19 protein-coding genes are annotated in these 21,231 nt (G+C 68.1%); 8 read left to right on the forward strand and 11 right to left on the reverse strand.

Annotated elements, in window-relative coordinates; all coding sequences use genetic code 11:
- Positions 1-148: 148 nt before the first annotated feature.
- The 7 genes from ACSSVZ_RS06415 to ACSSVZ_RS06445 all read right to left on the reverse strand — a co-directional run bounded on the left by ACSSVZ_RS06415 (position 149) and on the right by ACSSVZ_RS06445 (position 8,271).
- Positions 149-1,951, reverse strand: a complete 1,803-nt coding sequence (locus ACSSVZ_RS06415; protein WP_453968960.1) for an extracellular solute-binding protein — start codon at positions 1,949-1,951, stop codon at positions 149-151.
- Complete coding sequence (locus ACSSVZ_RS06420) at positions 1,948-2,655, reverse strand: ThuA domain-containing protein (protein WP_453968961.1); 708 nt, start codon at positions 2,653-2,655, stop codon at positions 1,948-1,950. The genes ACSSVZ_RS06415 and ACSSVZ_RS06420 overlap by 4 nt, the downstream gene beginning before the upstream one ends.
- A 45-nt stretch (positions 2,656-2,700) precedes the next feature.
- Positions 2,701-4,236 (reverse strand): sugar ABC transporter ATP-binding protein, encoded by a 1,536-nt coding sequence (locus tag ACSSVZ_RS06425; RefSeq protein WP_453968962.1) that lies wholly within the window; start codon positions 4,234-4,236, stop codon positions 2,701-2,703.
- Entirely contained in the window at positions 4,233-5,195 is a 963-nt protein-coding gene (locus ACSSVZ_RS06430) for an ABC transporter permease (protein ID WP_453968963.1), read from the reverse strand. The genes ACSSVZ_RS06425 and ACSSVZ_RS06430 overlap by 4 nt, the downstream gene beginning before the upstream one ends.
- 11 nt (positions 5,196-5,206) lie before the next feature.
- Positions 5,207-6,223 (reverse strand): ABC transporter permease, encoded by a 1,017-nt coding sequence (locus ACSSVZ_RS06435; RefSeq protein WP_453968964.1) that lies wholly within the window; start codon positions 6,221-6,223, stop codon positions 5,207-5,209.
- Positions 6,224-6,416: 193 nt separating this feature from the next.
- Entirely contained in the window at positions 6,417-7,214 is a 798-nt protein-coding gene (locus ACSSVZ_RS06440) for an SDR family oxidoreductase (protein ID WP_453968965.1), read from the reverse strand.
- 121 nt (positions 7,215-7,335) lie between these two features.
- On the reverse strand, positions 7,336-8,271 hold the full coding sequence (locus ACSSVZ_RS06445) for a sugar ABC transporter substrate-binding protein (RefSeq protein WP_453968966.1): 936 nt from the start codon (positions 8,269-8,271) through the stop codon (positions 7,336-7,338).
- 529 nt (positions 8,272-8,800) lie between these two features.
- Here ACSSVZ_RS06445 and ACSSVZ_RS06450 point away from each other — a divergent pair.
- The 5 genes from ACSSVZ_RS06450 (at position 8,801) to ACSSVZ_RS06470 (ending at position 14,695) form a co-directional block, all read left to right on the forward strand.
- Complete coding sequence (locus tag ACSSVZ_RS06450; protein ID WP_453968967.1) at positions 8,801-9,298, forward strand: hypothetical protein; 498 nt, start codon at positions 8,801-8,803, stop codon at positions 9,296-9,298.
- A gap of 35 nt (positions 9,299-9,333) precedes the next feature.
- A complete protein-coding gene (locus ACSSVZ_RS06455) occupies positions 9,334-10,599 on the forward strand; it encodes an imelysin family protein (protein ID WP_453968968.1) in 1,266 nt (421 codons plus the stop codon).
- 180 nt (positions 10,600-10,779) lie between these two features.
- Positions 10,780-12,375 carry a di-heme oxidoreductase family protein gene (locus ACSSVZ_RS06460; protein WP_453968969.1) on the forward strand — a complete coding sequence of 532 codons (1,596 nt, stop codon included), beginning with the start codon at positions 10,780-10,782 and terminating at the stop codon, positions 12,373-12,375.
- 11 nt (positions 12,376-12,386) lie between these two features.
- Positions 12,387-13,499, forward strand: coding sequence for an imelysin family protein (locus ACSSVZ_RS06465; RefSeq protein WP_453968970.1), 1,113 nt, complete (start codon positions 12,387-12,389; stop codon positions 13,497-13,499).
- A gap of 113 nt (positions 13,500-13,612) precedes the next feature.
- A complete protein-coding gene (locus tag ACSSVZ_RS06470; protein WP_453968971.1) occupies positions 13,613-14,695 on the forward strand; it encodes a DUF1513 domain-containing protein in 1,083 nt (360 codons plus the stop codon).
- Here the strand turns inward: ACSSVZ_RS06470 and ACSSVZ_RS06475 are convergent.
- The 4 genes from ACSSVZ_RS06475 to ACSSVZ_RS06490 are packed head-to-tail and all read right to left on the reverse strand — an operon-like array spanning position 14,692 to position 18,180.
- Complete coding sequence (locus ACSSVZ_RS06475; RefSeq protein WP_453968972.1) at positions 14,692-15,549, reverse strand: metal ABC transporter permease; 858 nt, start codon at positions 15,547-15,549, stop codon at positions 14,692-14,694. The two genes, ACSSVZ_RS06470 and ACSSVZ_RS06475, sit on opposite strands and share 4 nt — an antisense overlap.
- On the reverse strand, positions 15,546-16,367 hold the full coding sequence (gene sitC / locus ACSSVZ_RS06480) for an iron/manganese ABC transporter permease subunit SitC (protein ID WP_453968988.1): 822 nt from the start codon (positions 16,365-16,367) through the stop codon (positions 15,546-15,548). The genes ACSSVZ_RS06475 and sitC overlap by 4 nt, the downstream gene beginning before the upstream one ends.
- A gap of 35 nt (positions 16,368-16,402) precedes the next feature.
- Positions 16,403-17,305, reverse strand: coding sequence for a manganese/iron ABC transporter ATP-binding protein (locus ACSSVZ_RS06485; protein ID WP_453968973.1), 903 nt, complete (start codon positions 17,303-17,305; stop codon positions 16,403-16,405).
- Complete coding sequence (locus ACSSVZ_RS06490; protein WP_453968989.1) at positions 17,290-18,180, reverse strand: metal ABC transporter substrate-binding protein; 891 nt, start codon at positions 18,178-18,180, stop codon at positions 17,290-17,292. The genes ACSSVZ_RS06485 and ACSSVZ_RS06490 overlap by 16 nt, the downstream gene beginning before the upstream one ends.
- 355 nt (positions 18,181-18,535) lie before the next feature.
- On the opposite strand from ACSSVZ_RS06490, the gene modA reads away from it, so the two are divergent.
- Genes modA through modC form a run of 3 tightly spaced genes read left to right on the forward strand, consistent with a single transcriptional unit; the run spans position 18,536 to position 21,117 of the window.
- Positions 18,536-19,294, forward strand: coding sequence for a molybdate ABC transporter substrate-binding protein (gene modA, locus ACSSVZ_RS06495; protein WP_453968974.1), 759 nt, complete (start codon positions 18,536-18,538; stop codon positions 19,292-19,294).
- Positions 19,295-19,321: 27 nt separating this feature from the next.
- Entirely contained in the window at positions 19,322-20,005 is a 684-nt protein-coding gene (gene modB / locus ACSSVZ_RS06500) for a molybdate ABC transporter permease subunit (protein ID WP_453968975.1), read from the forward strand.
- Positions 20,002-21,117, forward strand: coding sequence for a molybdenum ABC transporter ATP-binding protein (gene modC, locus ACSSVZ_RS06505; RefSeq protein WP_453968976.1), 1,116 nt, complete (start codon positions 20,002-20,004; stop codon positions 21,115-21,117). The genes modB and modC overlap by 4 nt, the downstream gene beginning before the upstream one ends.
- Positions 21,118-21,231: the final 114 nt, after the last annotated feature.

Here is a 21,231-nt window from a genome sequence, read left to right on the forward strand (position 1 = left end):
CCCGACCCGCGCCGTCGAAAAAGGCGCCGGCCATCAAACCCGGCCGGCGCCGTGGCCGCGCCTGGTTTGGACGCAAACATCTTGCCCCCGACTGTCAGCTTTATCGGGACAGTGTCAAGCGCGGCAGCCCGGAAGGAACGCTGCGGCCTCAGTAGCGGCCGCTTGCCCGCATCAGCCGGTCGGCCCGGTCCTGGGCGTCGGCGAGCGCCGCCGCCACGGTCTTTTCGCGGCGGAGCATCAGGTGGATCTCCTCGCCGAGGATGCCGGTGATCTCGGCGAATTCCGGCACCGGCGGCCGCGGCCAGAGCTGCAGGCTGCCGTCGCGGGCGATGTCGTCGACCGCCCCGATGATCGGCGACAGGTCGCGCACGTCGGGATCGGCGGAGACGGAGTAGCGCGGGCACACCCGCGAGCCGTTGGTGATGTAGAGCTTGCACGCTTCGGCCGAGGTGAGCAGCCGCACGGCCTTCTCGGTCGCCTCCCGTCGGTCCGGCGCGATGTTGGCCGGAATGCCGAGGACGTAGCCGCCGACGGGCGCGACCCGCACCGCGCCGGGCCCGGCCGGATGCGGCAGGAAGCCGGTGCGGCCGTAGACGGGCGAGGTCGGATCAAGCTCGAAATAGGGCGCCAGCAGCGAGTAGCCGTAGGCCATCGCCACGCGCCCTTCCGAGTAGGCCTTCACGCGCTCGAACCACGACATGGTCAGCACCTCGGGCGCCGACACGTCGAGGAGCCGCATGAGAAAGTCGGCCGCGGCCCGCCCGCCCTCGCTGTCGATGCGCGGACGCAGCCGCTCGCCCTCCAGGTCGCCGGTGTCGAAGTGGGCGCCGCGGCGGCGGAGGTTGACCACCGGCTGGCCGAAATCGGCCATGGTGAACATGAAGGTGTGGCCGAGCGGGGTGCCCTTCGCGCCGTTCCAGGCGATGCCGCGCAGGTTGCGCTCGGGGCGGTGCAGCCGCCTGGCGGCGGCGAGCAGCGCCTCGGTGGTCTCCGGCGGCGCCAGTCCCGCCTCCTCCAGCAGATCGGTGCGGTAGAACAGCAGCTCCGGCGTCGTCTGGATCGGCACGCCGTACTGCCGCCCCCGATAGAAGCAGCCCTGCCAGCCGGCGGCGTGGAAATCGGAGGCGTCGACGTGGTCGCGGGCGACGAAGTCGTCGATGGGTGCCAGGACACCCTTTTCGCCGAACTCGCCGATCCACGGCAGGTCGGCGGCGATGATGTCGTAGGCCGAGGACGGACGCGAGGCGTTCTCCAGTGCCTCCAGCCGCAGCCGGTCGATGGACAGCGCGCGGTTGCGGATCGCCACCCCGAGCAGTTGCTCGAACTGCCGCTTCAGCGTGTCCATGGTCATGAAGGTGGGGTCGGCGTGGACGAGGATGCGCAGCGGCGCGGTGATGTTGAGCGGCGTCGTCCGCGCCGCCGGCATCGGGATGATGCGCGCCTTGAGGTAGGACCCGCCGAAATAGTAGTCGGCGCCGCGACCCTTGTCGGAGAGGCCGAGCGCCTTGCCGACCAGGAGCTTCACCCGGTGGGCGTAGTCGACCCACGCCTCGATGAGCGTGGCGCTCGGATGCAGCGAGAAGCTCTTGCCCGAGGCCGAGCGGGCGCGCTGGTCGATCAGCCCCCCGCCGATCATGTCCTGGATGCGCCGCATGGCGGTGGCGTAGGGGATGCCGGAGGCGATCGCCAGCGACGAGATCGTCGTCAGCTTGCCGTCGATGTGGTTTCGCATCAGGAACAGGGTCATGCGCAGATAGGGATCGGCGGTGAACAGGGGCAGCACGTGCTCGCCCTCGCTCTCGACCTCCTCCAGGAAATCGATGAAGCGCAGCATCTCCTCGGGCGTGAAGCGGATCGCCGCGGTCGGATCGCTGCCGGCCGCGCCCCGCTGCCGCACCTTCGGCGGGGCAGGCCCGAACCCTTCGCCCGAGCGCCGCGTCGGCGCGTTCATGGTCGCTGCCGCGCCGCCCACAGGAGGCCACGGCGCATGATTTCCGTCACCTGCGGTACCTCCAGGTCGGCCACCTCGTGGCCGATGGAACAGTAGAACACCCGGCCCTTGTCCCAGCGCCGGGTCCAGACCACCGGGATCGTCGCCCCCTCGATCCACCACAGATGCTCGCCGGAGAAGGTGGTGGTGGCGAGCACGTCGTTGGAGGGATCGACCAGCATATAATACTGCTCGGAGCACAGACGGAAACTGTCGATGCCCGCCATGATCGGGTGGTCGGGGCTGGTGACGGTGACGTCGTAGTCGACGTAGTCGTCGGACGGCACCGGATTGTCCGGCCAGCCGGGCGGGTGCGCCACGAACTGGCCGCCGATCAGGAAGTGGTAGGTGGGCCGGTCGCGGAAGGCATCGCCCATGTGGCCGTGCCAGCCGGCGAGACCGCAGCCGCCCGCGATCGCGGCCAGCAGGCCGTCCTCCTCGTCCTTGGTCATGGTGCCGAACTCGGGCCGGTGGGCCGAGCGCGCCGACGACCAGATCGGCACGATCAGATCAACGTCGCGCATGGCGTCGCGGTCGGCGAGCGGCGCCAGCGTGTCGTGGCTCTCGACCTCGAAGCCGTTGGCCGACAGGAGATCGTCCGCCCAGGCGCGGAACGCCTCGGGATCGTGGCCTTCCCAGCCGCCGCAGAAGAGTGCTGCCTTCATGTTTCGCCTCGAATACCTGATGAGGGGAGCCGGCGCCGCCGCCGGTCACATGCCGGAGATCGCCTGGACGAGGGCGTCCTCGGTGACGCTCGCGGCGTCGAACTCGGCGGCGAGGCGCCCGTGATAGAGCGCCAGGATCCGGTCGGAGACGCCGAGCACCTCGGGCATCTCCGAGGAAATGACCAGAACGGCGATGCCGCTTGCGGCGAGCCGCCGGATCAGCGCGTGGATCTCCGACTTGGAGCCGACGTCGATGCCGCGGGTGGGCTCGTCGACGATGAGGATGCGCGGCCTGGTGGAGAGCCACTTGCCGAGCACCACCTTCTGCTGGTTGCCGCCGGAGAGGTTGACGACGGGCGTGCGCCAGCTCGGAGACTTCAGCGCCAGCCGGTCGGCGTAGTCGTCGTAGATGGCCTGTTCGGCGCCCCGATCGAGCCAGCCGGTACGCGAGACCCCTTCCAGCTGGGCGAGGGACATGTTGTCCCGGCAGTTCATGTTGAGGACCAGCCCCTGCTCCTTGCGGCTTTCCGGCGCCAGCGCGATGCCGTGGCGGATGGCCTCCGGCGGCGAGGTGATCTCGACCACCTCGCCATCGATCCGGATCTCGCCCGCATCCGGCGTGCGCAGGCCGAAGATCGTTTCGGCGATCTCGGTGCGGCCGGCCCCGATGAGGCCGTACATGCCGACCACCTCGCCCCGGCGGAGCGAGAAGGAGATGTCGCGGAACAGATCGCCGCAGGAGAGGCCCTTCACCTCCAGCGCCACCTCGCCCACGGCACCGGCCGAGGCGCTCGGCCGACCTTCCAGCGAACGGCCGATCATCAACCGGGTGACCTCATCCTCGCTGGTCTCGGAGGTGACCAGCGTGCCGCGGACCTCGCCGTCGCGCAGCACCGTGATGCGGTCGGACAGCGTGAAGATCTCGTCCATGCGGTGGGAGATGTAGACGATGCCCACGCGCTCCTGCTTGAGCCGCTCGATAATGTCGAACAGCACCACCTTCTCGGCGTCGGTGAGCGAGGCGGTCGGCTCGTCGAACACGACGACCTTGGGCGTGAACACCAGCGCGCGGGCGATCTCGACCATCTGCCGGTTGGCGATGGACAGGTTGTCGACCTTGTCGGAGGCCGCAAAGCGGCAGCCGAGCTGGTCGAGGATGCGGCCCGCCCTGTCGAACAGCGTGCGCCAGTCGACCATCCCGAGCACCGTCGTCGGCAGCGACCCCAGGAAGATGTTCTCGGCGACCGTCATCTCCGGCACCAGCGAGAGCTCCTGGTGGATCAGCACGATGCCGCGCTTCTTCGCCTCCAGCGGATTGTCGACATGCACCACCTCGCCTTCGAGATGGACCTGGCCGCGGTCGGCCTGGTGGTTGCCGGCCAGCACCTTCATCAGGGTCGACTTGCCGGCACCGTTCTCGCCCAGCAGCGCGTGGACCTCGCCGTGGCGCACCTCGAACGACACGTCGTCGAGGGCCTTCACGCCGGGGAAGGTCTTGGTCACCCCGTCGAGCACGAGCAGCGGGGCCTTCGCTCGCAGGTCGGCGAGCTCGGCTTCGGTGTGGTGGGCGACCGGGGTCACAGCTTCAGCTCCTCCGCTTCGCGGCTGTTCACCCGCTGGTCGACGAACAGGACGGCGATCAGGATCACGCCCATGACGACGAGGACGTAGAAGGCTGGCACCTGCATGAGGTTCATGCCGTTGCGCAGCACGCCGATGGTCAGCACCCCGCCGAGGGTGCCGAGGATCGAGCCGGCGCCGCCGGCGAGCTTGGTGCCGCCGAGCACGACGGCGGTGATCGTCCAGAGCTCGTAGTTGATGCCGAGATTGGGGGTGGAGGCGCCCATCTGGGTGGACAGCGTGATGCCGGCCAGCGCGGCAAAGAAGCCGATCAGCATGAAATTGACGACCATGTGCCAGCCGACCCGGATGCCGGCGTTCTCGGCGGCCTCGCGGTTGCCGCCGACGGCGTAGGCGTTGCGGCCGTGGGTGGTCGAGGTCATCATCCAGTGCATGAGCGCGGTGAAGGCGAGGAACACGATCGCCAGCGTCGGCAGCCCGACGAACGACGACATGCCGAAATCGGCATAGGCGAAGTTCATCGAGAAGAACGACTGCTCCTTGGTGTAGAGGAACACCAGGCCGCGGACGCCGATCATCGCCCCCAGCGTCACGATGAAGGCGTCGACGCCGGTCTTCCAGACGATCATGCCGTTGACGAAGCCCAGCGCGATGCCGGCGCCGAGACCGACCATGACCGCCGGCAGGATGCCGAGCTGATCCTGCAGCCCCACCGACAGGCTGGCCGCCAGCGCCACCACGGCGCCGACCGAGAGGTCGATGTTGCCGTTGATCATCACCACCGTCATGCCGAGCGCGATCAGCCCGATGGTCGACGTCTGGATGAGGATGTTGGTGAAGTTGGTCAGCGCCAGGAAATTGTCCGCGGCGAGCGAGAAGAAGATCAGGCAGGCGCCGAGGATCAGCCAGATCGGCGGCACCACCATCACCCGGGCGAGACTGCTGCGCATGGACGACATGATCGCCTCCCTCAGCTCGTGGTCGTCAGAAGCCGGCCGCGCTTGGAGGCGACGTCCAGCCAAACGGCGAGGATGATGACCACCCAGGTGACCAGCCACTGGGCGTAATAGGGGTAGCCCATCAGCAGAAGTCCGTTCTGGATAAAGCCCAGGATCAGCACGCCGATGACCGTCTTCGGGATCGAGCCGGAACCGCCGAGCAGCGACGTTCCGCCGAGGATGACCCCGGCCAGCACCAGGAGTTCGTAGCCCTGGCCGACGTTGTTCTGGCTGCCCATGACGCGGCTGCCGAGGATCAGCGCCGCACAGCCGGTGGCGGCGGCCGAGATCAGGTAGGTGGAGAACACCACCCAGCCGCGACGCACGCCGGAGAACGCAGCCGCCGTCGGGTTGCCGCCCACCGCGAAGACGCGGCGCCCGAACGTCGTGCGGGTGAGGACGATGTGGCAGACGACGGCGAGCACCAGGAAGATCCACGTGGGCACCGCGATCCCGAGCAGGAAGTCGCGCCCGAAGAAGGCGAACCAGGTGCTCTCCTGATCGACGATGTCGACGTTCTGGCCGCCGGAATAGATCAGCGTCACCCCCTGGATCGCCGACAGCATGCCGAGCGTGACGATCAGCGAGTTGAGCCGCGCGAAGCCGACGAGGACCCCGTTCACCGCGCCGACGGCGAGGGCCGCCGCGAACATCACCAGGATCGCCGGGCCGGGTCCGATCTTGTCGTGCAGGTCGACGACGAGGACGGTGGTGAACGACAGCAGCGACCCCACGGAGAGGTCGAGATTGCCGCCGATCACGACGATGGTCACGCCCAGCGCCATGGTGCCGATGATCGACACCTGGCGGAACACGGTGGAGACGTTGTCGAGGCTCGCGAAGCGGTCGCTCGACAGCGAGAACGCGATCAGGAACAGGATGAAGGCGATCAGGATCCCCTGGGTCTGCAGGATCCGCCGCACGCTCTCCCCGGTCAGGACAGGTTGTCGCTCGGCCGGATTTCCGGCCCCGGCATCGACTTTCGCCATCATCGCTCCTCCCGCCCCGCCTGCCGGTCTGGTGCCGGTCTTCGGGGGCTGTGGCCGGCCCTTCCGGACCGCCTGCACGGCTCAACGCATGTCCGCGCCGGGCAAGCGCAAACCGGACCGACCGGCTCACCCAAGCCCTTGACTTCAAGTCTCTTTCCCGTCCGCCCAGCGCACGCGCCGGGCGGACTGCGCATCAGACGAGTATCATGCCCCCGTCGATCATCATGCACTGGCCGGTCATGTAATCGGAGTCGGTGCTGGCCAAGAAGGTGGCCGTCCCGACGATGTCGCCGGGCGTGGCCGGACGCCCCATGAGGATGCCGGAGGAAAACTCTTCCATCGCCTGGCCGGGCTTTTGCGACGCGCCGATCTCCATCAGATCCTGATCGAGCTGGCGCCAGAGCTCGGTGTTGACCACCCCCGGCGCGAAGCCGTTGACGGTGATCTTGTGCTTGGCGAGGTCGCGCGCCGCCGACTGGGTGAGCGACAGCACCGCGAACTTCGAGGCGCAGTAGGACGCAACGTTGTCGAAGCCCTGGCGGCTGGCGATCGAGCAGGTGTTGACGATCTTGCCACCGTGGCCCTGGGCGATCATCTGCCGGGCCGCCTCCTGGCTGCCGATCAGCACGCCCATGCCGTTGATGCGCATGATGAAGTCCCAGTTCTCCTCGGTGACGTCGAGGAAGTTCATGGGCTTGTTCACGCCGGCGTTGTTGAACTTGACGTCGAGGGAGCCGAACGTGCCGACGACCTCGTCGATCATCGCCTTGACCTGGTCGCGCTTCGTCACGTCGACCCTGACGCCGATCGCCTTGCCGGCACCGTTGCCGTCGACCCGATCGACCGCTGCTCCTGCAACGTCCGACACCTCCGGGCTCAGATCGCCGTAGCAGACGTTGGCGCCTTCCTTCAGCAGCGCATCGGCGATCGCCATGCCGATACCTCGGCCGGCGCCCGTGACGATGACGTTCCTGCCCTCCATGCGTCCCATGGGATCATTCCTCGCTGATGCCGCATCGCCCCGCCGGGCGCACGGCAGCGGACGCACGCCTCCGCTGCCGCTCGACGCGGTCCTGATGGTGGTTTGAGAAAGGGTCGGGGTCGACGGCCGGTCAGAAGACCGGCTTGTCGAACTCCTTCATGTTGTCCTGGGTGATCTTCGGCGTGTCGAAGTAGTTGAGCTTCGGCACGTTTTCACCGGCGACCACGGCCTTGGCGGTGGCCAGCGCGTTCTTGGCGTCGTCGACGGGCGACTGGTAGACCGAGCCGTAGTACTCGCCCCGGCCCATCGCCTCGTAGCCGACCGCGAAGTTGGTGGCCCCGATGAAGATCATGCCGTCGGCGCGGCCGGCGGCCTTGGCCGCATTGAGGGCACCGACGCCCATGTTGTCGTCGCCGGAATAGACGCCGTCGATCTTGTCGTACTTGGTGAGGAAGTTCTCCATCACCCGCTGCGACTTCTCGCGGTTCCAGTCGCCCGGCTGGGTCTCCATGATCGTCACGCCCGGGCAGCTCTTGGCGAGCTCGTCCTCGAAGCCCTTCTGGCGCTCGATGGCGGTGGTGTAGCCTGGCTGGCCGGAGATCTGGACGACCTGGCCCTTTCCGTCCAGCGCGTCGCACATCATCTGCGCCGAATACTGGCCCTGGACGATGTTGTTGGGTCCGGAGAAGGCGGCGATGAACTCCTGCCCGGCGTCGGCGATCTGGCTGTTGGTCACCACCACCGGGATGCCCTTCTGCTTGGCCTGGCGCACGATGGGCACCACCGCCTGGCCGTTCGTCGGCCAGATCACGATGACGTCGACCTGCTTCTGGATCAGGTCCTGCATCTGGCCGATCTGGCGGGCGACGTCGCCGCCGGCGTCGAGCACCACCGCATCGACGTCCGGATCGGCATCGGCGGCGGCGATGAAGGCCTTCTCGTAGGTCGTCTGGTAGCTGTCGACGCCGACGTTGTTCTGGGTGATGCCGACGGTGATCTTGTCGGCCAGCGCCGGACCGGCGAGCAGAACCGATGCGGCCACGGATGCAAGGAGCGCGCGCTTCATGGTGTTCCTCCCGTTCGGCGCGACTTCGACGGCCACGCCCTGTCTTTTGTCGGAGTGCGGCGGAGCGCCTCCGGTTACCTGTCGAAGGTGACACACGCGCACCCGCGGCGGTGGCGCGAATCTGTCCAAAATGGATATCGGAGAGAGGGCCGCTTTGCGACGGGGGCTGGCCGCGCGGCGCCGTCCCGGCCTCGACCGGGTGACGCCGCCGGCCGTACCGGCCCGTCCGATCCTGGCACGCGGCCGGGCCCGCAAGATTATAGGGCTTCCAATGTAGTATCGGCCACTGGATTAAAATTATTCTACTTAAGATCTATAACGGTTCGAAAAGATAACGGTTGAGATGGTCTGCTTTCCGATTTATTGCTCGGGACGAAATCGATCACAGTCTTGAACCGTTTCGTAATGACGCCGAACCTTGAGATCCAGGGTTCGGGTGATGTTCGTCGGAGGTTTCAGGCGGCATCCGCCACGGCGGCAGCCGGCGGCCTCCGGCACAGCGACCGTCAGGCGCGACGGGGGGAACACGATGCGCCAAGAGTCCTCCGCCTCCACCACCGGCTATCTTGAGCGGCGCCCCGAACGGCTCGTCGTCGAGGGCTATCGACGCTGGATGGCCGGCTATGAAACCGGTTCGATCGCGCCGTGGGAGCTCGCCTGGAGCTTCTACGTGAACGAGCTCGGCGACGCCGACGGCCGGCGCGCCGTATCCGACCTTTCGAGCTTCGTGCGGGCGCTGCGCGGCTGCGCCGGCTGTCCGTTGCGGATCTTTCCCTTCGGAGCGAAGGGACTGTGCCGCGAAGAGTGCCTTGCCGTCGGCCTCGTCGCCGCCTGCCAGCACAACGACGTGACGCTTCGTGGCTGCTGCATCTCCGGGCTCGGTGGCTGCGCCCGCAGCAACGAGATCGCCGATGCCGCCGGCCGCTACGCCGCGACGCTCATGGATCTTGGACAGGCGCTGCTGCCGATCCCCGCGGAGATGATGAAAGACATCGTCACCCGGCCGCCGGTCGGGCGGTTCCACTGAGCGTCAGCCGAATTCGATCTTCCAAGGAGACCAGTATGTTCCGAGACCTCTCTCTTGCCGTCGCCGCATCGGTGATGGCGTTCAGCGTACCCGCGGCGGCCCAGTCGCCCAAGGACGTGCTGACGACCTACGCCGACATCGCCCACGCCGGCTACGAGGACTCGCTGAAGACGGCGACCGCGCTCGACGCCGCCATCGACGCGCTGATCGCCAACCCGTCCGACGCCACGCTGCTGGCCGCCAAGGCCGCCTGGGTCGCCGCCCGCATGCCCTACCAGCAGACCGAAGCCTTCCGGTTCGGCAATCCGATCGTCGACGACTGGGAGGGACGGGTGAACGCCTGGCCGCTCGACGAAGGCCTGATCGACTATGTCGACGCCTCCTACGGCACCGACTCCGATTCCAACGCGCTCTACACCGTCAACGTGATCGCCAACCCGCAGATCACCATCAACGGCGAGAAGGTCGACGCTTCCGAGATCACTCCGGAGCTGCTGGCCGACAAGCTGCAGGAGGCCGAGGAGGTGGAGGCGAACGTCGCCATCGGCTACCACGCCATCGAATTCCTGCTGTGGGGCCAGGACCTGAACGGCACCGGCGCCGGCGCCGGCGTCCGCCCGGCAAGCGACTACGCCAGCGGCGACGCCTGCACCCACGGCAACTGCGACCGTCGCGCCCAGTATCTGAAGGCCGCCTCGACGCTGCTCGTTGCCGACCTCGAGGAGATGGTGGGGAACTGGACCGCGGACGGCGCCGCCCGCACCGCCCTGATGGACGACGAGCCTGCCGGCCTGTCCGCCATCCTGACCGGTATGGGGTCGCTTTCCTACGGCGAGCTGGCCGGCGAGCGCATGAAGCTCGGCCTGCTGCTGCACGATCCGGAGGAAGAGCACGACTGCTTCTCCGACAACACGTTCAACTCGCACTACTTCGACCAGCTCGGCATCCGCAACGTCTACACCGGCCACTATCGCCGCATCGACGGCAGCATCGTCGAGGGCCCGTCGATCAGCGACCTGGTCGCCGCAGCCGACCCGGCGGTGAACGACGAACTGCTGGCCAAGCTCGACGCGACCGTCGCAGCCATGGCGATCATGAAGGCGCGCGGCGAGACGATCGAGGCCTACGACCAGATGATCGGCGAGGGCAACGACGTCGGCAACGCGGTGGTTCAGGCGGCGATCGACGGACTGATCGACCAGACCCGGTCCATCGAGCGCGCGGTCGCCATCCTCGACCTGTCGGCCATCGAGTTCGAAGGCTCCGACAGCCTCGACAACCCGAACGCCGTGTTTCAGTGATTGACGGACGCTTCCGTCCGGCTGAATAGAGGGGCGGGCTCCGGCCCGCCTTTCGCCTTTTCGGGCACATAGCGGGCTCCGTCGGCCGACCGCCGCGCCCCCCGCCCGAACGACCCCTGCCGGGACCGGCGCGCAGACACGGGATGCCAGCCTCCCGGCCGCCGACCCCGCATCGAGTGCATGACCGCTTCCATGGTCCTTTCGGCGCATACCACCGGCCCGCGCGCACGGCACGTTCTGCCGCTCGCCACCGGTCTGCTGATCGCCGCTGCCGCGGCACTCTCGGCCTCGGCCGGACCGGACGGAAATTCCCCCGAAGCCGACACCATCCCGACCACCCGCACCGACCTGACGGCGAAGGATCGAGCCCGGGTCGACAAGGTGGTCGCGCCCACCCGGGACTTCTCCAAGCCCGAACGCTTCGAGGCGATGCCGGCCGGAGCGGCGACGTCGCGCGCCACCGTCGACATCAACTCCTTCTCCGATTTCTCCGCCAACCTGTCCTTCGAGGGCGAGCGCGACTTCAAGCTGGGCAACGGGCTCTTCAAGAAGCTCTGGGTGCCGGCCCCTTCGTCCACACAGGCGTCGGATGGCCTCGGGCCGCTGTACAATGCGCGGTCCTGCCAGCGCTGCCACCTGAAGGACGGCCGCGGCCATCCGCCGGCGGGGCCCGACGATGCGGCGACCTCGATGTTCCTGCGACTTTCCGTGCCGCCGAAGACCGACATCGACCGGGAGGCGCTGGACTCCAAGGTGCTGCTGTCGGTGCCGGAGCCGACCTATGGCGGCCAGCTGCAGGATTTCGCAGCACCCGGCATCCCGATCGAAGGCCGCATGCGCATCGACTACGAGGATCTGCCGGTATCGCTCGCCGGCGGCGAGACCGTAGTCCTGCTCGCGCCGACCTACTCGGTGACCGACCTCGGCTACGGCCCGATGGACCCGGACGTGCTGCTCTCACCGCGCGTCGCCCCGCCGATGATCGGGCTGGGCCTTCTGGAGGCCATTCACCCGGCCGACATCCTCGCCCATGCCGACCCCGAGGACGCGGACGGAGACGGCATTTCGGGCGAGCCGAACCTGGTGCTCGATCCGGAGACGTCCGAGCTGACCCTCGGGCGCTTCGGCTGGAAGGCCTCGATGCCGGACGTGCGCACCCAGTCGGCCAACGCGTTTTCCGGCGACATCGGCATTTCGACGCCGGAAGTGCCCGATCCGTACGGCGACTGCACCGACAATCAGCCGGCCTGCAAGACCCTGCCGACCGGGGTGCAGGAGCGGCTCGGGACGACCGAGGCGCCCGATCCGGTGATGGATCTCGTCGCCTTCTACTCGCGCAACCTCGCCGTTCCCGCCCGCCGGGACATTGACGCCCCCGAGGTGCTCGCCGGCAAGAAGCTGTTCTACGAGGCCGGCTGCGCCGCCTGCCACGTTCCGAAATACGTGACCCGGCGGGACGCGGAGCAGGAGGAGCTGCGCTTCCAGCTGATCTGGCCGTACACCGACATGCTGCTGCACGACATGGGCGACGGCCTCGCCGACGGCCGGCCGGTGGGCGATGCCAGCGGGCGCGAATGGCGCACGGCGCCGCTCTGGGGCATCGGCTTGACCGAGACCGTCAGCGGGCACAGCTTCTTCCTCCACGATGGCCGGGCGCGCAACCTCACCGAGGCCATCCTCTGGCACGGCGGCGAGGCGCAGGCGTCGCGAGACGTGTTCGCCGCCCTGTCGCCGGACGACCGGGCAGATCTTCTCACGTTCCTGAAATCGCTGTGATGGTGCGAACCATGTTGATCTCGACGCTCCGCGCACTGCCGATCACCCTGCTGCTGGCGGCCACGCTGGGCGCGGCCCCTGGAAGCGCCCAGGAGGCAGGCACGCCGGTCGCCTTCAAGCCGGCGGTCGAACGGATCATCTCCCGCGTGATCGTGCCGTCCTATGATCGGCTCGTCGACGCGGCCCGCGACGAACAGACCGCCATCGCCGACCTGTGCGCGGCGCCCGGTGACGACACCCTGCAGGTCGCGCGCGACCGCTTCGCCGATCTGGTGCTCGCGTTCTCGGCGGTGGAGCCCTACCGGTTCGGCCCGGCACGGGACGACAACCGCTTCGAACGGCTGTTCTTCTGGCCGGACCGGCGCAGCATCGGCCAGCGCCAGGTGCAGGCCCTGCTGGCCGAGGAAGACCCGTCGGCGCTCGAGGTGGACTCGCTGCGCGCCAAGAGCGTCGCCGTCCAGGGTCTCCTGGCGCTGGACTATGTGATCGCCGACGACGACGCGGCCGCGCTCGCCGAGGCGCCAGCCGGCTACCGCTGCCACTATGCCGAGGCGATTTCCGGCGCGATCCTGAAGACCGCCGAAGCCATCCGCGACGGCTGGACCGCCCCCGACGGCTACGGCGCCCTGCTGATCGCCGCCGGACCCGACAACCCGGTCTTTCGCAGCCACGGCGAAGTCGTCCAGGATTTTCTGCAGGCCGGCCGCGAGCAGCTGCAGGTCGACCGCGACATGAAGATCCTGGCGGTGATCGGCGAGACGCCTGACGACGCCAAGCCGAAGCTCGCGCCGTTCTGGCGGTCCGGGCTCGTGCTGCCGTCGCTCGAGGCAAACCTCCAGGCGATCGAGACGCTTCAGGAAGAGGGCGGTCTTGCCGACCTGCTGCCCGCCGACGCCGCCTTCAATGCCGGCTCGCTGCGCTTCCAGCTGTCGGAAGCCAGCAAGGTGTTCGAGACGCTTCGCGAAAGCGGCCGCCCGTGGACGGAGATCGCCGAAGATCCGGCCGCGCACGAGCGCCTGACCTATGCGACGATCCCCATCACCGGTGCGCTGGAGATCCTCGGCGCCCGCTACCCGGCCGCCTTGGGCCTGATCCTCGGCTTCAACTCCCTCGACGGCGACTAGATCCCGATCACCGCCCAGCCGTTCACATTGCCTGCAGTCTCGCACCGCGAGCCACAGTGACGACCCGAAAAGGGCCGCCGGACGCCAACCCACCGGACCCGGAGCCTCCCCCGATGGACTTCAACCGCCGCACCGTCCTCGCCGGCATCGCCGCCCTCGGCTTCACGCCGCTCTGCCGCTTCGCCCACGCCGACGGCATCCCCGCCTTCGTCGCCTGCCGCCGCGAGACCGACGGCCGCTACACCGCCTGCGTCTTCGATCCCGACGGACGCGTGCTGTTCTCCGAGCCGCTGGAGCGGCGCGGCCACGACGCGACCATCTCGCCGGACCGGTCCACCGCCGTCATCTTCGCCCGCCGGCCGGACCGGTTCGCGATGGTTCTCGATCTGGTCAACCGCAAGCGGGTGCTGGTGTTCACCCCGCCCGAAGACCGGCACTTCTACGGCCACGGGTTCTTTTCCGCCGACGGGCGTACGCTTTTTGCCACCGAGAACGACTTCGACGGCGAACGCGGGGTTCTCGGCCTCTACGACGCCACCGGCGGCTACCGGCGCATCGGCGAGTTCGACGCGGGCGGCATCGGCCCGCACCAGGCGATGCTGATGTCCGACAAGCGCACCATCGCCATCGCCAACGGCGGCCTTGCCACCCATCCGGACTTTCCCCGGATGAAGCTCAACCTCGCGACCATGGAGCCGTGCCTGGCCTATGTGGACGCGCAGACCGGGGACCTCATCGACCGGGCCGTGCTGCCGGCGAGCTACCACCAGATGTCGATCCGCCACCTGACCGAGGCCGGCGACGGCTCGATCTGGTTCGGCGGACAGTACGAGGGACCGCAGACCGACCGGGTGGAGCTGGTGGGCAGCCACGCCCGCGGCCGGGACGTGGCGCTGGTTGCCGCCGACGACGGCATCTACCGGTCCATGAACCATTACATCGGCGCCATGGCGACCAGCCTCGACGGGAAGCGGGTCGCCTCGACCAGCCCGCGCGGAGGCTCGATGACAGTGTTCGACATCGCCACCCGGAAGGTGCTGGACCAGCGCGTGGTGCCCGACACCTGCGGCCTCACCGCCTACGGCAGCGGCTTCGTCTACTCCGACGGCAGGGGCCACCTGTGGCGCGACGGCGCGCTGGTGCGCGAGGACCGGGGCATCGCCTGGGACAATCACATCACGACGGTGGAACTTTAGGGCTGGGCCTCCGGCCCGGCGATTTGCTTCTGCGCCCGCGCCGTTTGGACGATCGACCAGACGAAGGCCGCGCCGAACACGATGGCCAGCAGCAGCACGATGGTCGGGGCCGGGGCGCTGTCGATGAAGAAGCTCAGATAGACGCCCACGAACGACGAGCCGACAGCGAGCGCCACCGACAGTACCATCATCCGTCCGAAGCTGCGCGTCAGCAGGAAGGCGATGGCGCCCGGCGAGATCAGCAGGGCAATGGCCAGGATGATGCCGACGGCCTTCAGCGCGCCGACGATGGTGAGCGACAGGATCGCCAGCAGTCCGTAGTGCAGGACGCGCACCGGCAGCCCGACCGCGCTGGCCTGGGCCGGATCGAAGGCGTGCAGCAGCAGGTCGCGCCATTTCACGATGATCAGCCCGCCGCAGACCAGCGCGATGATCCCGGTCTCCAGGATGTCGCCCCAGCCGATGCCCAGCATGTCGCCGAACAGGATGTGGTCGAGATGCACGTCGGACTGGATCTTGGTGTAGAGCACGATCCCGAGCCCGAACATGCCGGAGAACACGACGCCCATCACCGTGTCCTGCTTGATGCGGCTGTTCTCCTTCAGGAACCCGGTGGCGAGCGCGCACACCATGCCGGCCGCAAACGCGCCGACCCCGAGCGGGATCTTGACCATGTAGGCGATCACCACGCCCGGCAGCACCGCATGGGAGACGGCATCTCCCATCAGCGACCAGCCCTTCAGGACCAGGAAGCACGACAGCAGCGCCGCCGGCACGGCCACCAGCACCGAGATGATCAGCGCGTTGCGCATGAACTCGAACTGGAAGGGCAGCAGCAGGCTCTCCATGCTCATGCGGTCTCCTTCAGCGCCTCGGCGGCACGCCGGCGCGCGGCCAGCATCCCGTGCTTCGGCGCGAACACGAAGGCGGTGAGGAACACCAGCGTCTGCAGGACGACGATGATGCCGCCGGTGGCGCCATCGACGAAATAGCTCACATAGGCGCCGACGAAGCTGGTCACCGCGCCGATGGCGACCGAGATGACCAGCAGACGCGGGAAGCGGTCGGTGAGGAGGTAGCCGGTGGCGCCGGGTGTGACGACCATGGCGATGACCAGGAACGCCCCGACCGTCTGCAGCGCGGCAACCGTCGAGGCCGACAGCAGGGTGAAGAACAGGAGCTTGAGGAAGGTCGGATTGAGGCCGATGGAGCGGGCGTGGTTCTCGTCGAAGAAGGTGACCATCAGGTCCTTCCACTTGAAGAGCAGGATCGCCAGCGAGACGAAGCCGATGAGCGCCAGCTGAAGCGTGTCGGCCGGCGTGATGGCGAGGATGTTGCCGAGCACGATGGTCTGGATGTTCACCGACGTCGGCGACAGCGAGACCATGAACAGGCCGAGGCCGAAGAAGGACGTGAAGATCAGCCCGATGATGGCGTCCTCCTTCAGCTTGGTGCGCTGGTTGAGGAACAGCATGGCACCGGCGGCCAGCCCGCCGGAGAAGAAGGCGCCGATGGAGAAGGGCAGGCCCAGCATGTAGGCCCCCGCCACGCCGGGCACGATCGAGTGGGAGAGCGCATCGCCGATCAGCGACCAGCCCTTGAGCATCAGGTAGGCGGAGAGGAAGGCGCAGACCCCGCCGACCAGCGCCGAGACCCACATGGCGTTGATCATGTAGCCGTAGCCGAAGGGCTGGAGCAGCAGGTCGATCACGGGCGCAGACCACCTTCAGGCGCGACGGGGTCGACCTCGTCGCCGTAGACGACGAAGGGGCGCTCGTCGTCGGTGATGACGCCGACGGCGCGCGGCTGGCCGACCTCGGTCTCGCCGAGCACGAAGTGGCGCAGCACGCCGCCGAACGCCTTCTCCAAATTGTCCTGGGTGAACACCTCCGGGGTCGGGCCGTAGGCGAGCACAGTGTTCTTCACCAGCACCGTGCGGTCGCAGAACTCCGGCACCGAACCGAGGTTGTGGGTGGAGACGAGCATCACCCGTCCCTCGTCACGCAGCGACGCCAGCAGGCGGATGATCGCCTCCTCGGTTTTCACGTCGACGCCGGTGAACGGCTCGTCGAGGAGGATCACGCGGCTGTCCTGGGCGAGCGCGCGGGCGAGGAAGACGCGCTTGCGCTGGCCGCCGGAGAGCTCGCCGATCTGCCGGTGGCGGAAATCCGACATGCTGACGCGCGCCAGTGCCGACGTCACCGCGGCGCGGTCGGCGGCGGAGGGAATCCGCAGCATGTTCATGCGGCCGTAGCGACCCATCATCACCACGTCCTCGACCAGGACCGGAAAGTTCCAGTCGACCTCCTCGGCCTGGGGGACATAGGCGATCAGGTTCTGCTTGAGCGCCTTCGATACGCTCTGGCCGAGGACGCTGATCTCACCCTTCGAGGCCCGCACGAACCCCATGATCGCCTTGAAGAGGGTGGATTTGCCGGAGCCGTTGACCCCGACGAGCGCGGTGATCGTTCCGGTCGGGATCGCGAAGCTCGCGTCGCGCAGCGCCGTGTGGCCGTTGCGGTAGGTCACCGTGACATGGGACACGGAGATGCCGGCGCCGGCGCGCTCCACGTCGGGTGTCGTCCTGTGCGGGCTCAGCGCGTCAAGCATGTGGCGATCGTGTCCGATGTCACCTTGAGGAGGTCCACGTAGGTCGGCACCGGTCCGTCGGCGTCGCTGAGGGAATCCACGTAGAGCACGCCGCCGTATTCGGCACCCGTCTCGCGGGCGACCTGCTCGGCCGGCTTGGCCGAGATGGTGCTCTCGGAGAAGACGCAGCCGATGTCGTTGGCGCGCACCGCGTCGATCACCTTGCGCACCTGCTGGGGGGTGCCCTGCTGGTCGGCGTTGATCGGCCAGAGGAACAGCTCCTTGAGGCCGAAGTCGCGGGCGAGATAGGAAAACGCGCCCTCGCTCGTCACCAGCCAGCGCCGGCTTTCGGGGATCGCCGCCAGTTCGTCGCGGATCGGCTCGATGGTCGCCCGGATCTGCTGCTTGTAGGCGTCCGCATTGGCCTCGTACGCGGCCGCGTTGGCGGGATCGTGGGCGACGAAGGCGTCGCGGATGTTGTCGACGTAGCGCAACGCGCCGCCGAGCGACATCCAGGCGTGGGGGTTGGGCTTTCCCCGGTAGGGTCCGTCGCCGATGCTCATCGGCTCGATGCCGTCCGAGACCGTCGCGCTCGGCACGTCGCGGAGATTGCGGAAGAACTTCTCGAACCAGAGCTCCAGGTTCAGCCCGTTCCACAGGATGAGGTCGGCATCCTGGGCCTTCATGATGTCGCCGGGCGTCGGCTGGTAGTTGTGGATCTCCGCGCCGGGCTTGGTGATCGACTCCACCACGGCGGCGTCGCCGGCGACGTTGCGGGCCATGTCGGCGATCACCGTGAAGGTCGTCACCACCTTCATCTGTTCGGCGGCCCGGGCCGGCGTGCCCTGCAGCGCCGCCGCCAACAGCGCGCCAAGCACCGCGATCCGACATCCAATGGCCGTCACGGCACCGCCGCGCCGACCGGCCGTGGCCGACCGGTGGTCCGTCCGCGGATTGCCCGTGGCGCTCTCGGGCGTTTCCCGTCCTGGCTGCATGTCGTCTCCGGAATTGAGGCCATGGACCCATGGTCTAGCGTCGACGCGACCATTTTGCAACTGCGAATTATTTGCAAACTAGATTGGATGTCCGATCGGCCGTCCGGAAGCTCGGCGCCCCAGGCGACCTGCTCGCCCTGCACGCGCCACCGGACGCCGGGAGCTCCAATGCGCATCGGCTTGCCAACCGAAACGGGGACGCCTAGGATCGCTGTATTCAATTGGATATAGCGATTCGAGCGATCGAGGGGGACACATGACGCGGCTTGGGGCGGGACTTCGACTGGCGGCGGCGATTGCCTTCGCAGCGGCTGGCGCCGGCGCGAGCCAGGCGGCCGACGTTCACGTCGCGGTGGCGGCGAACTTCACCGGGGCGGCCAAGGAGATCGCCGCGAAGTTCGAGGCTGCGACCGGCGACACCGCCGTCCTCTCCTTCGGCTCAACCGGCCAGCTGTTCACCCAGATCTCCCAGGGCGCGCCGTTCGACGTGTTCCTCGCCGCCGACCAGGCGCGCCCGGAAAAGGCCGTCGCCGACGGCCTCGCCGTCGCTGACAGCCGCTTCACCTACGCAACCGGCAAGATCGTGCTCTACTCCACCGATCCGTCGCTGGTGACCGGCGAAGAGACATTGAAGGACGGCTCCTTCGAGAAGCTCGCGATCGCCAACCCGGCGACGGCCCCTTATGGCGCCGCCGCCGTCCAGGCCATGAAGGGGCTCGGCGTCTACGACGATCTCGCGCCGAAGCTCGTCCAGGGCACCAACATCGCGCAGACCTACCAGTTCGTTGCCTCGGGGAGCGCCGAAGTCGGCTTTGTCGCCCTCTCCCAGCTTGCCGAGGTGACCGGCGGCTCGCGCTGGCCGGTGCCCCAGACCCTCTACGACACGATCTCCCAGGACGCCGTGCTGCTGACGTCGGCGGCGGACGACCCGACCGCAAAGCGCTTCGTCGCCTTCCTGAAAGGCCCCGAAGCCCGTGCGGTGATCGAGCATTACGGGTACGGTTTCATCGACTGACCCCGCCCCCGATCGATCAGGACCGTCATGCTCGACCCCGACATCTGGTCGCCGATCCGGCTCACCATCGAGCTGGCGGCGATCACCACCATCCTGGTCCTGATCGTCGGAACCCCGATCGCCTGGTGGCTCGCCCGATCGCGGGCCCGATGGAAGGAGGCGGTGGCCGCGGTCGTGGCCGTTCCGCTCGTCCTGCCGCCAACGGTCCTCGGCTTCTATCTGCTGCTGTTCCTCGGCCCGAACGGCCCCGGCGGAGCGGTGGGCGGGCTGTTCGGCCTGCGCTCGCTCGCCTTCACCTTCGAAGGCCTGGTGATCGGCTCGGTCGTCTACTCGCTTCCCTTCGTCGTGCAGCCGATCCGCAACGCCTTCGCCGCGGCCGGCGACCGGCCCCTGGAAGTTGCGGCCACCCTCCGGGCCGGTCCCTGGGATACCTTCTGGAGCGTCGCGCTCCCGCTGGCGCGCCCGGGACTTCTGACCGGCGCCGTCCTCGGTTTTGCCCACACGGTCGGCGAATTCGGCGTCATTCTCATGATCGGCGGCAACATCCCCGGCGAGACGAAGGTGCTGTCGGTCGCGATCTACGACTATGTCGAGACGCTCCAGTGGGCCGAGGCGCACGTTCTGTCCGCCGGCCTGGTGGTCTTCGCGTTTTTCGTCATCCTCTCGATGATGCTTCTTGAAAAGCGCCTCGGGCGCAGCATCGGCCAATGAGCGGAGAGGACCGTCTCGAGGTGGCGGTCTCCCAGCGTCTCGGCGCCTTCGTGCTCGACGCCGCTTTCTCCGTGCCGATGGAAGGGGTGACCGCCCTGTTCGGACCGTCGGGCTCCGGCAAGACGACGATCCTGCGCGCCATCGCCGGCCTCGTGCGGGTCGGCGGGCGCATCGCGGTCGGCGCGGAGTGCTGGCAGGACGACCGCCGCCGCCATTTCGTGAAGCCGCACAGGCGGGCGGTCGGCTACGTCTTCCAGGAGGCGAGCCTGTTTCCGCATCTGTCGGTGGACGGCAACCTGCGGTTTGCCGCGAAGCGGGCGGGACCGGGCCACGGCGGCGACTTCGACCCCATCGTGGACCTGCTTGGCCTCGGCCCGCTTCTCGGCCGCTCTCCTGTCGCCCTGTCGGGTGGCGAGCGCCAGCGCGTCGCCGTCGGCCGCGCGCTGCTCTCGGCTCCGCGCCTGCTGCTGATGGACGAACCGCTGTCCGCGCTGGACCGGGCCACCAAGCAGGACATCCTGCCCTATCTGGAACGGCTTTCGGCCGAGCGCGGCATTCCCATCGTCTACGTCACCCACGACGTTTCCGAAGTCGCGCGGATGGCCGATCGGATCGTCGTGCTGTCCAGTGGATCGGTCGCAGCGACCGGACCGGTCGAGGAGGTCTTCGAGAATTTCGACCTGCATCTGGAGCAGGAGCGGGCGGAGGCCGGGGTCGTGCTCGCGGCGCGCGTCGTCGCAACAGATGCCGTCTACAAGATGACCCGCCTCGACCTTGCCGGACAGACCCTCTCCATCCCGTTTTCCGGGCTTCCCGACGGTCGCGAGGTGCGCCTGCGCATCCGCGCCCGGGACGTGTCGGTTTCCCTGACCCGACCGGTTGGCATCAGCGTGCGCAACGTCCTGGACGCAACGATCCTGCGGATCGTCGAGGATCCCGAGACGGCGTTCGCGGAGGTGCAGCTCGCGGTGGGGCCGGCACGGCTGCGCGCCCAGCTGACGCGCGAGGCAATCGGCGACCTGCAACTACGGGATGGAATGGAGGTGTTCGCCCTGGTGAAGTCGGTCTCCTTCGATCAGCGAACGTTTGCGCATACCGGTTCGACCGATTAGCACTGGAGACATCGACAGCTCGCCCGGCGTGCCCGCCACGCCGGTCCGTCTCTCTCCAAAGAGCCCGCCAACCGTGATCCGAACCATCAATTCCGACCCCGCCTTCGAACCGTC

The sequence above is a fragment of the Amorphus sp. MBR-141 genome (assembly GCF_053628695.1).

Bases quoted from the DNA above. Each gene is read 5' to 3' on its own strand.
- ACSSVZ_RS06415 (WP_453968960.1), bottom strand. From the start codon at position 1,951: ATGAACGCGCCGACGCGGCGCTCGGGCGAAGGGTTCGGGCCTGCCCCG.
- ACSSVZ_RS06420 (WP_453968961.1), bottom strand. From the start codon at position 2,655: ATGAAGGCAGCACTCTTCTGCGGCGGCTGGGAAGGCCACGATCCCGAG.
- ACSSVZ_RS06430 (WP_453968963.1), bottom strand. From the start codon at position 5,195: ATGTCGTCCATGCGCAGCAGTCTCGCCCGGGTGATGGTGGTGCCGCCG.
- ACSSVZ_RS06435 (WP_453968964.1), bottom strand. From the start codon at position 6,223: ATGGCGAAAGTCGATGCCGGGGCCGGAAATCCGGCCGAGCGACAACCT.
- ACSSVZ_RS06440 (WP_453968965.1), bottom strand. From the start codon at position 7,214: ATGGGACGCATGGAGGGCAGGAACGTCATCGTCACGGGCGCCGGCCGA.
- ACSSVZ_RS06445 (WP_453968966.1), bottom strand. From the start codon at position 8,271: ATGAAGCGCGCGCTCCTTGCATCCGTGGCCGCATCGGTTCTGCTCGCC.
- ACSSVZ_RS06450 (WP_453968967.1), top strand. From the start codon at position 8,801: ATGCGCCAAGAGTCCTCCGCCTCCACCACCGGCTATCTTGAGCGGCGC.
- ACSSVZ_RS06455 (WP_453968968.1), top strand. From the start codon at position 9,334: ATGTTCCGAGACCTCTCTCTTGCCGTCGCCGCATCGGTGATGGCGTTC.
- ACSSVZ_RS06460 (WP_453968969.1), top strand. From the start codon at position 10,780: ATGACCGCTTCCATGGTCCTTTCGGCGCATACCACCGGCCCGCGCGCA.
- ACSSVZ_RS06465 (WP_453968970.1), top strand. From the start codon at position 12,387: ATGTTGATCTCGACGCTCCGCGCACTGCCGATCACCCTGCTGCTGGCG.
- ACSSVZ_RS06470 (WP_453968971.1), top strand. From the start codon at position 13,613: ATGGACTTCAACCGCCGCACCGTCCTCGCCGGCATCGCCGCCCTCGGC.
- ACSSVZ_RS06475 (WP_453968972.1), bottom strand. From the start codon at position 15,549: ATGAGCATGGAGAGCCTGCTGCTGCCCTTCCAGTTCGAGTTCATGCGC.
- sitC (WP_453968988.1), bottom strand. From the start codon at position 16,367: ATGATCAACGCCATGTGGGTCTCGGCGCTGGTCGGCGGGGTCTGCGCC.
- ACSSVZ_RS06485 (WP_453968973.1), bottom strand. From the start codon at position 17,305: ATGCTTGACGCGCTGAGCCCGCACAGGACGACACCCGACGTGGAGCGC.
- modA (WP_453968974.1), top strand. From the start codon at position 18,536: ATGACGCGGCTTGGGGCGGGACTTCGACTGGCGGCGGCGATTGCCTTC.
- modB (WP_453968975.1), top strand. From the start codon at position 19,322: ATGCTCGACCCCGACATCTGGTCGCCGATCCGGCTCACCATCGAGCTG.
- modC (WP_453968976.1), top strand. From the start codon at position 20,002: ATGAGCGGAGAGGACCGTCTCGAGGTGGCGGTCTCCCAGCGTCTCGGC.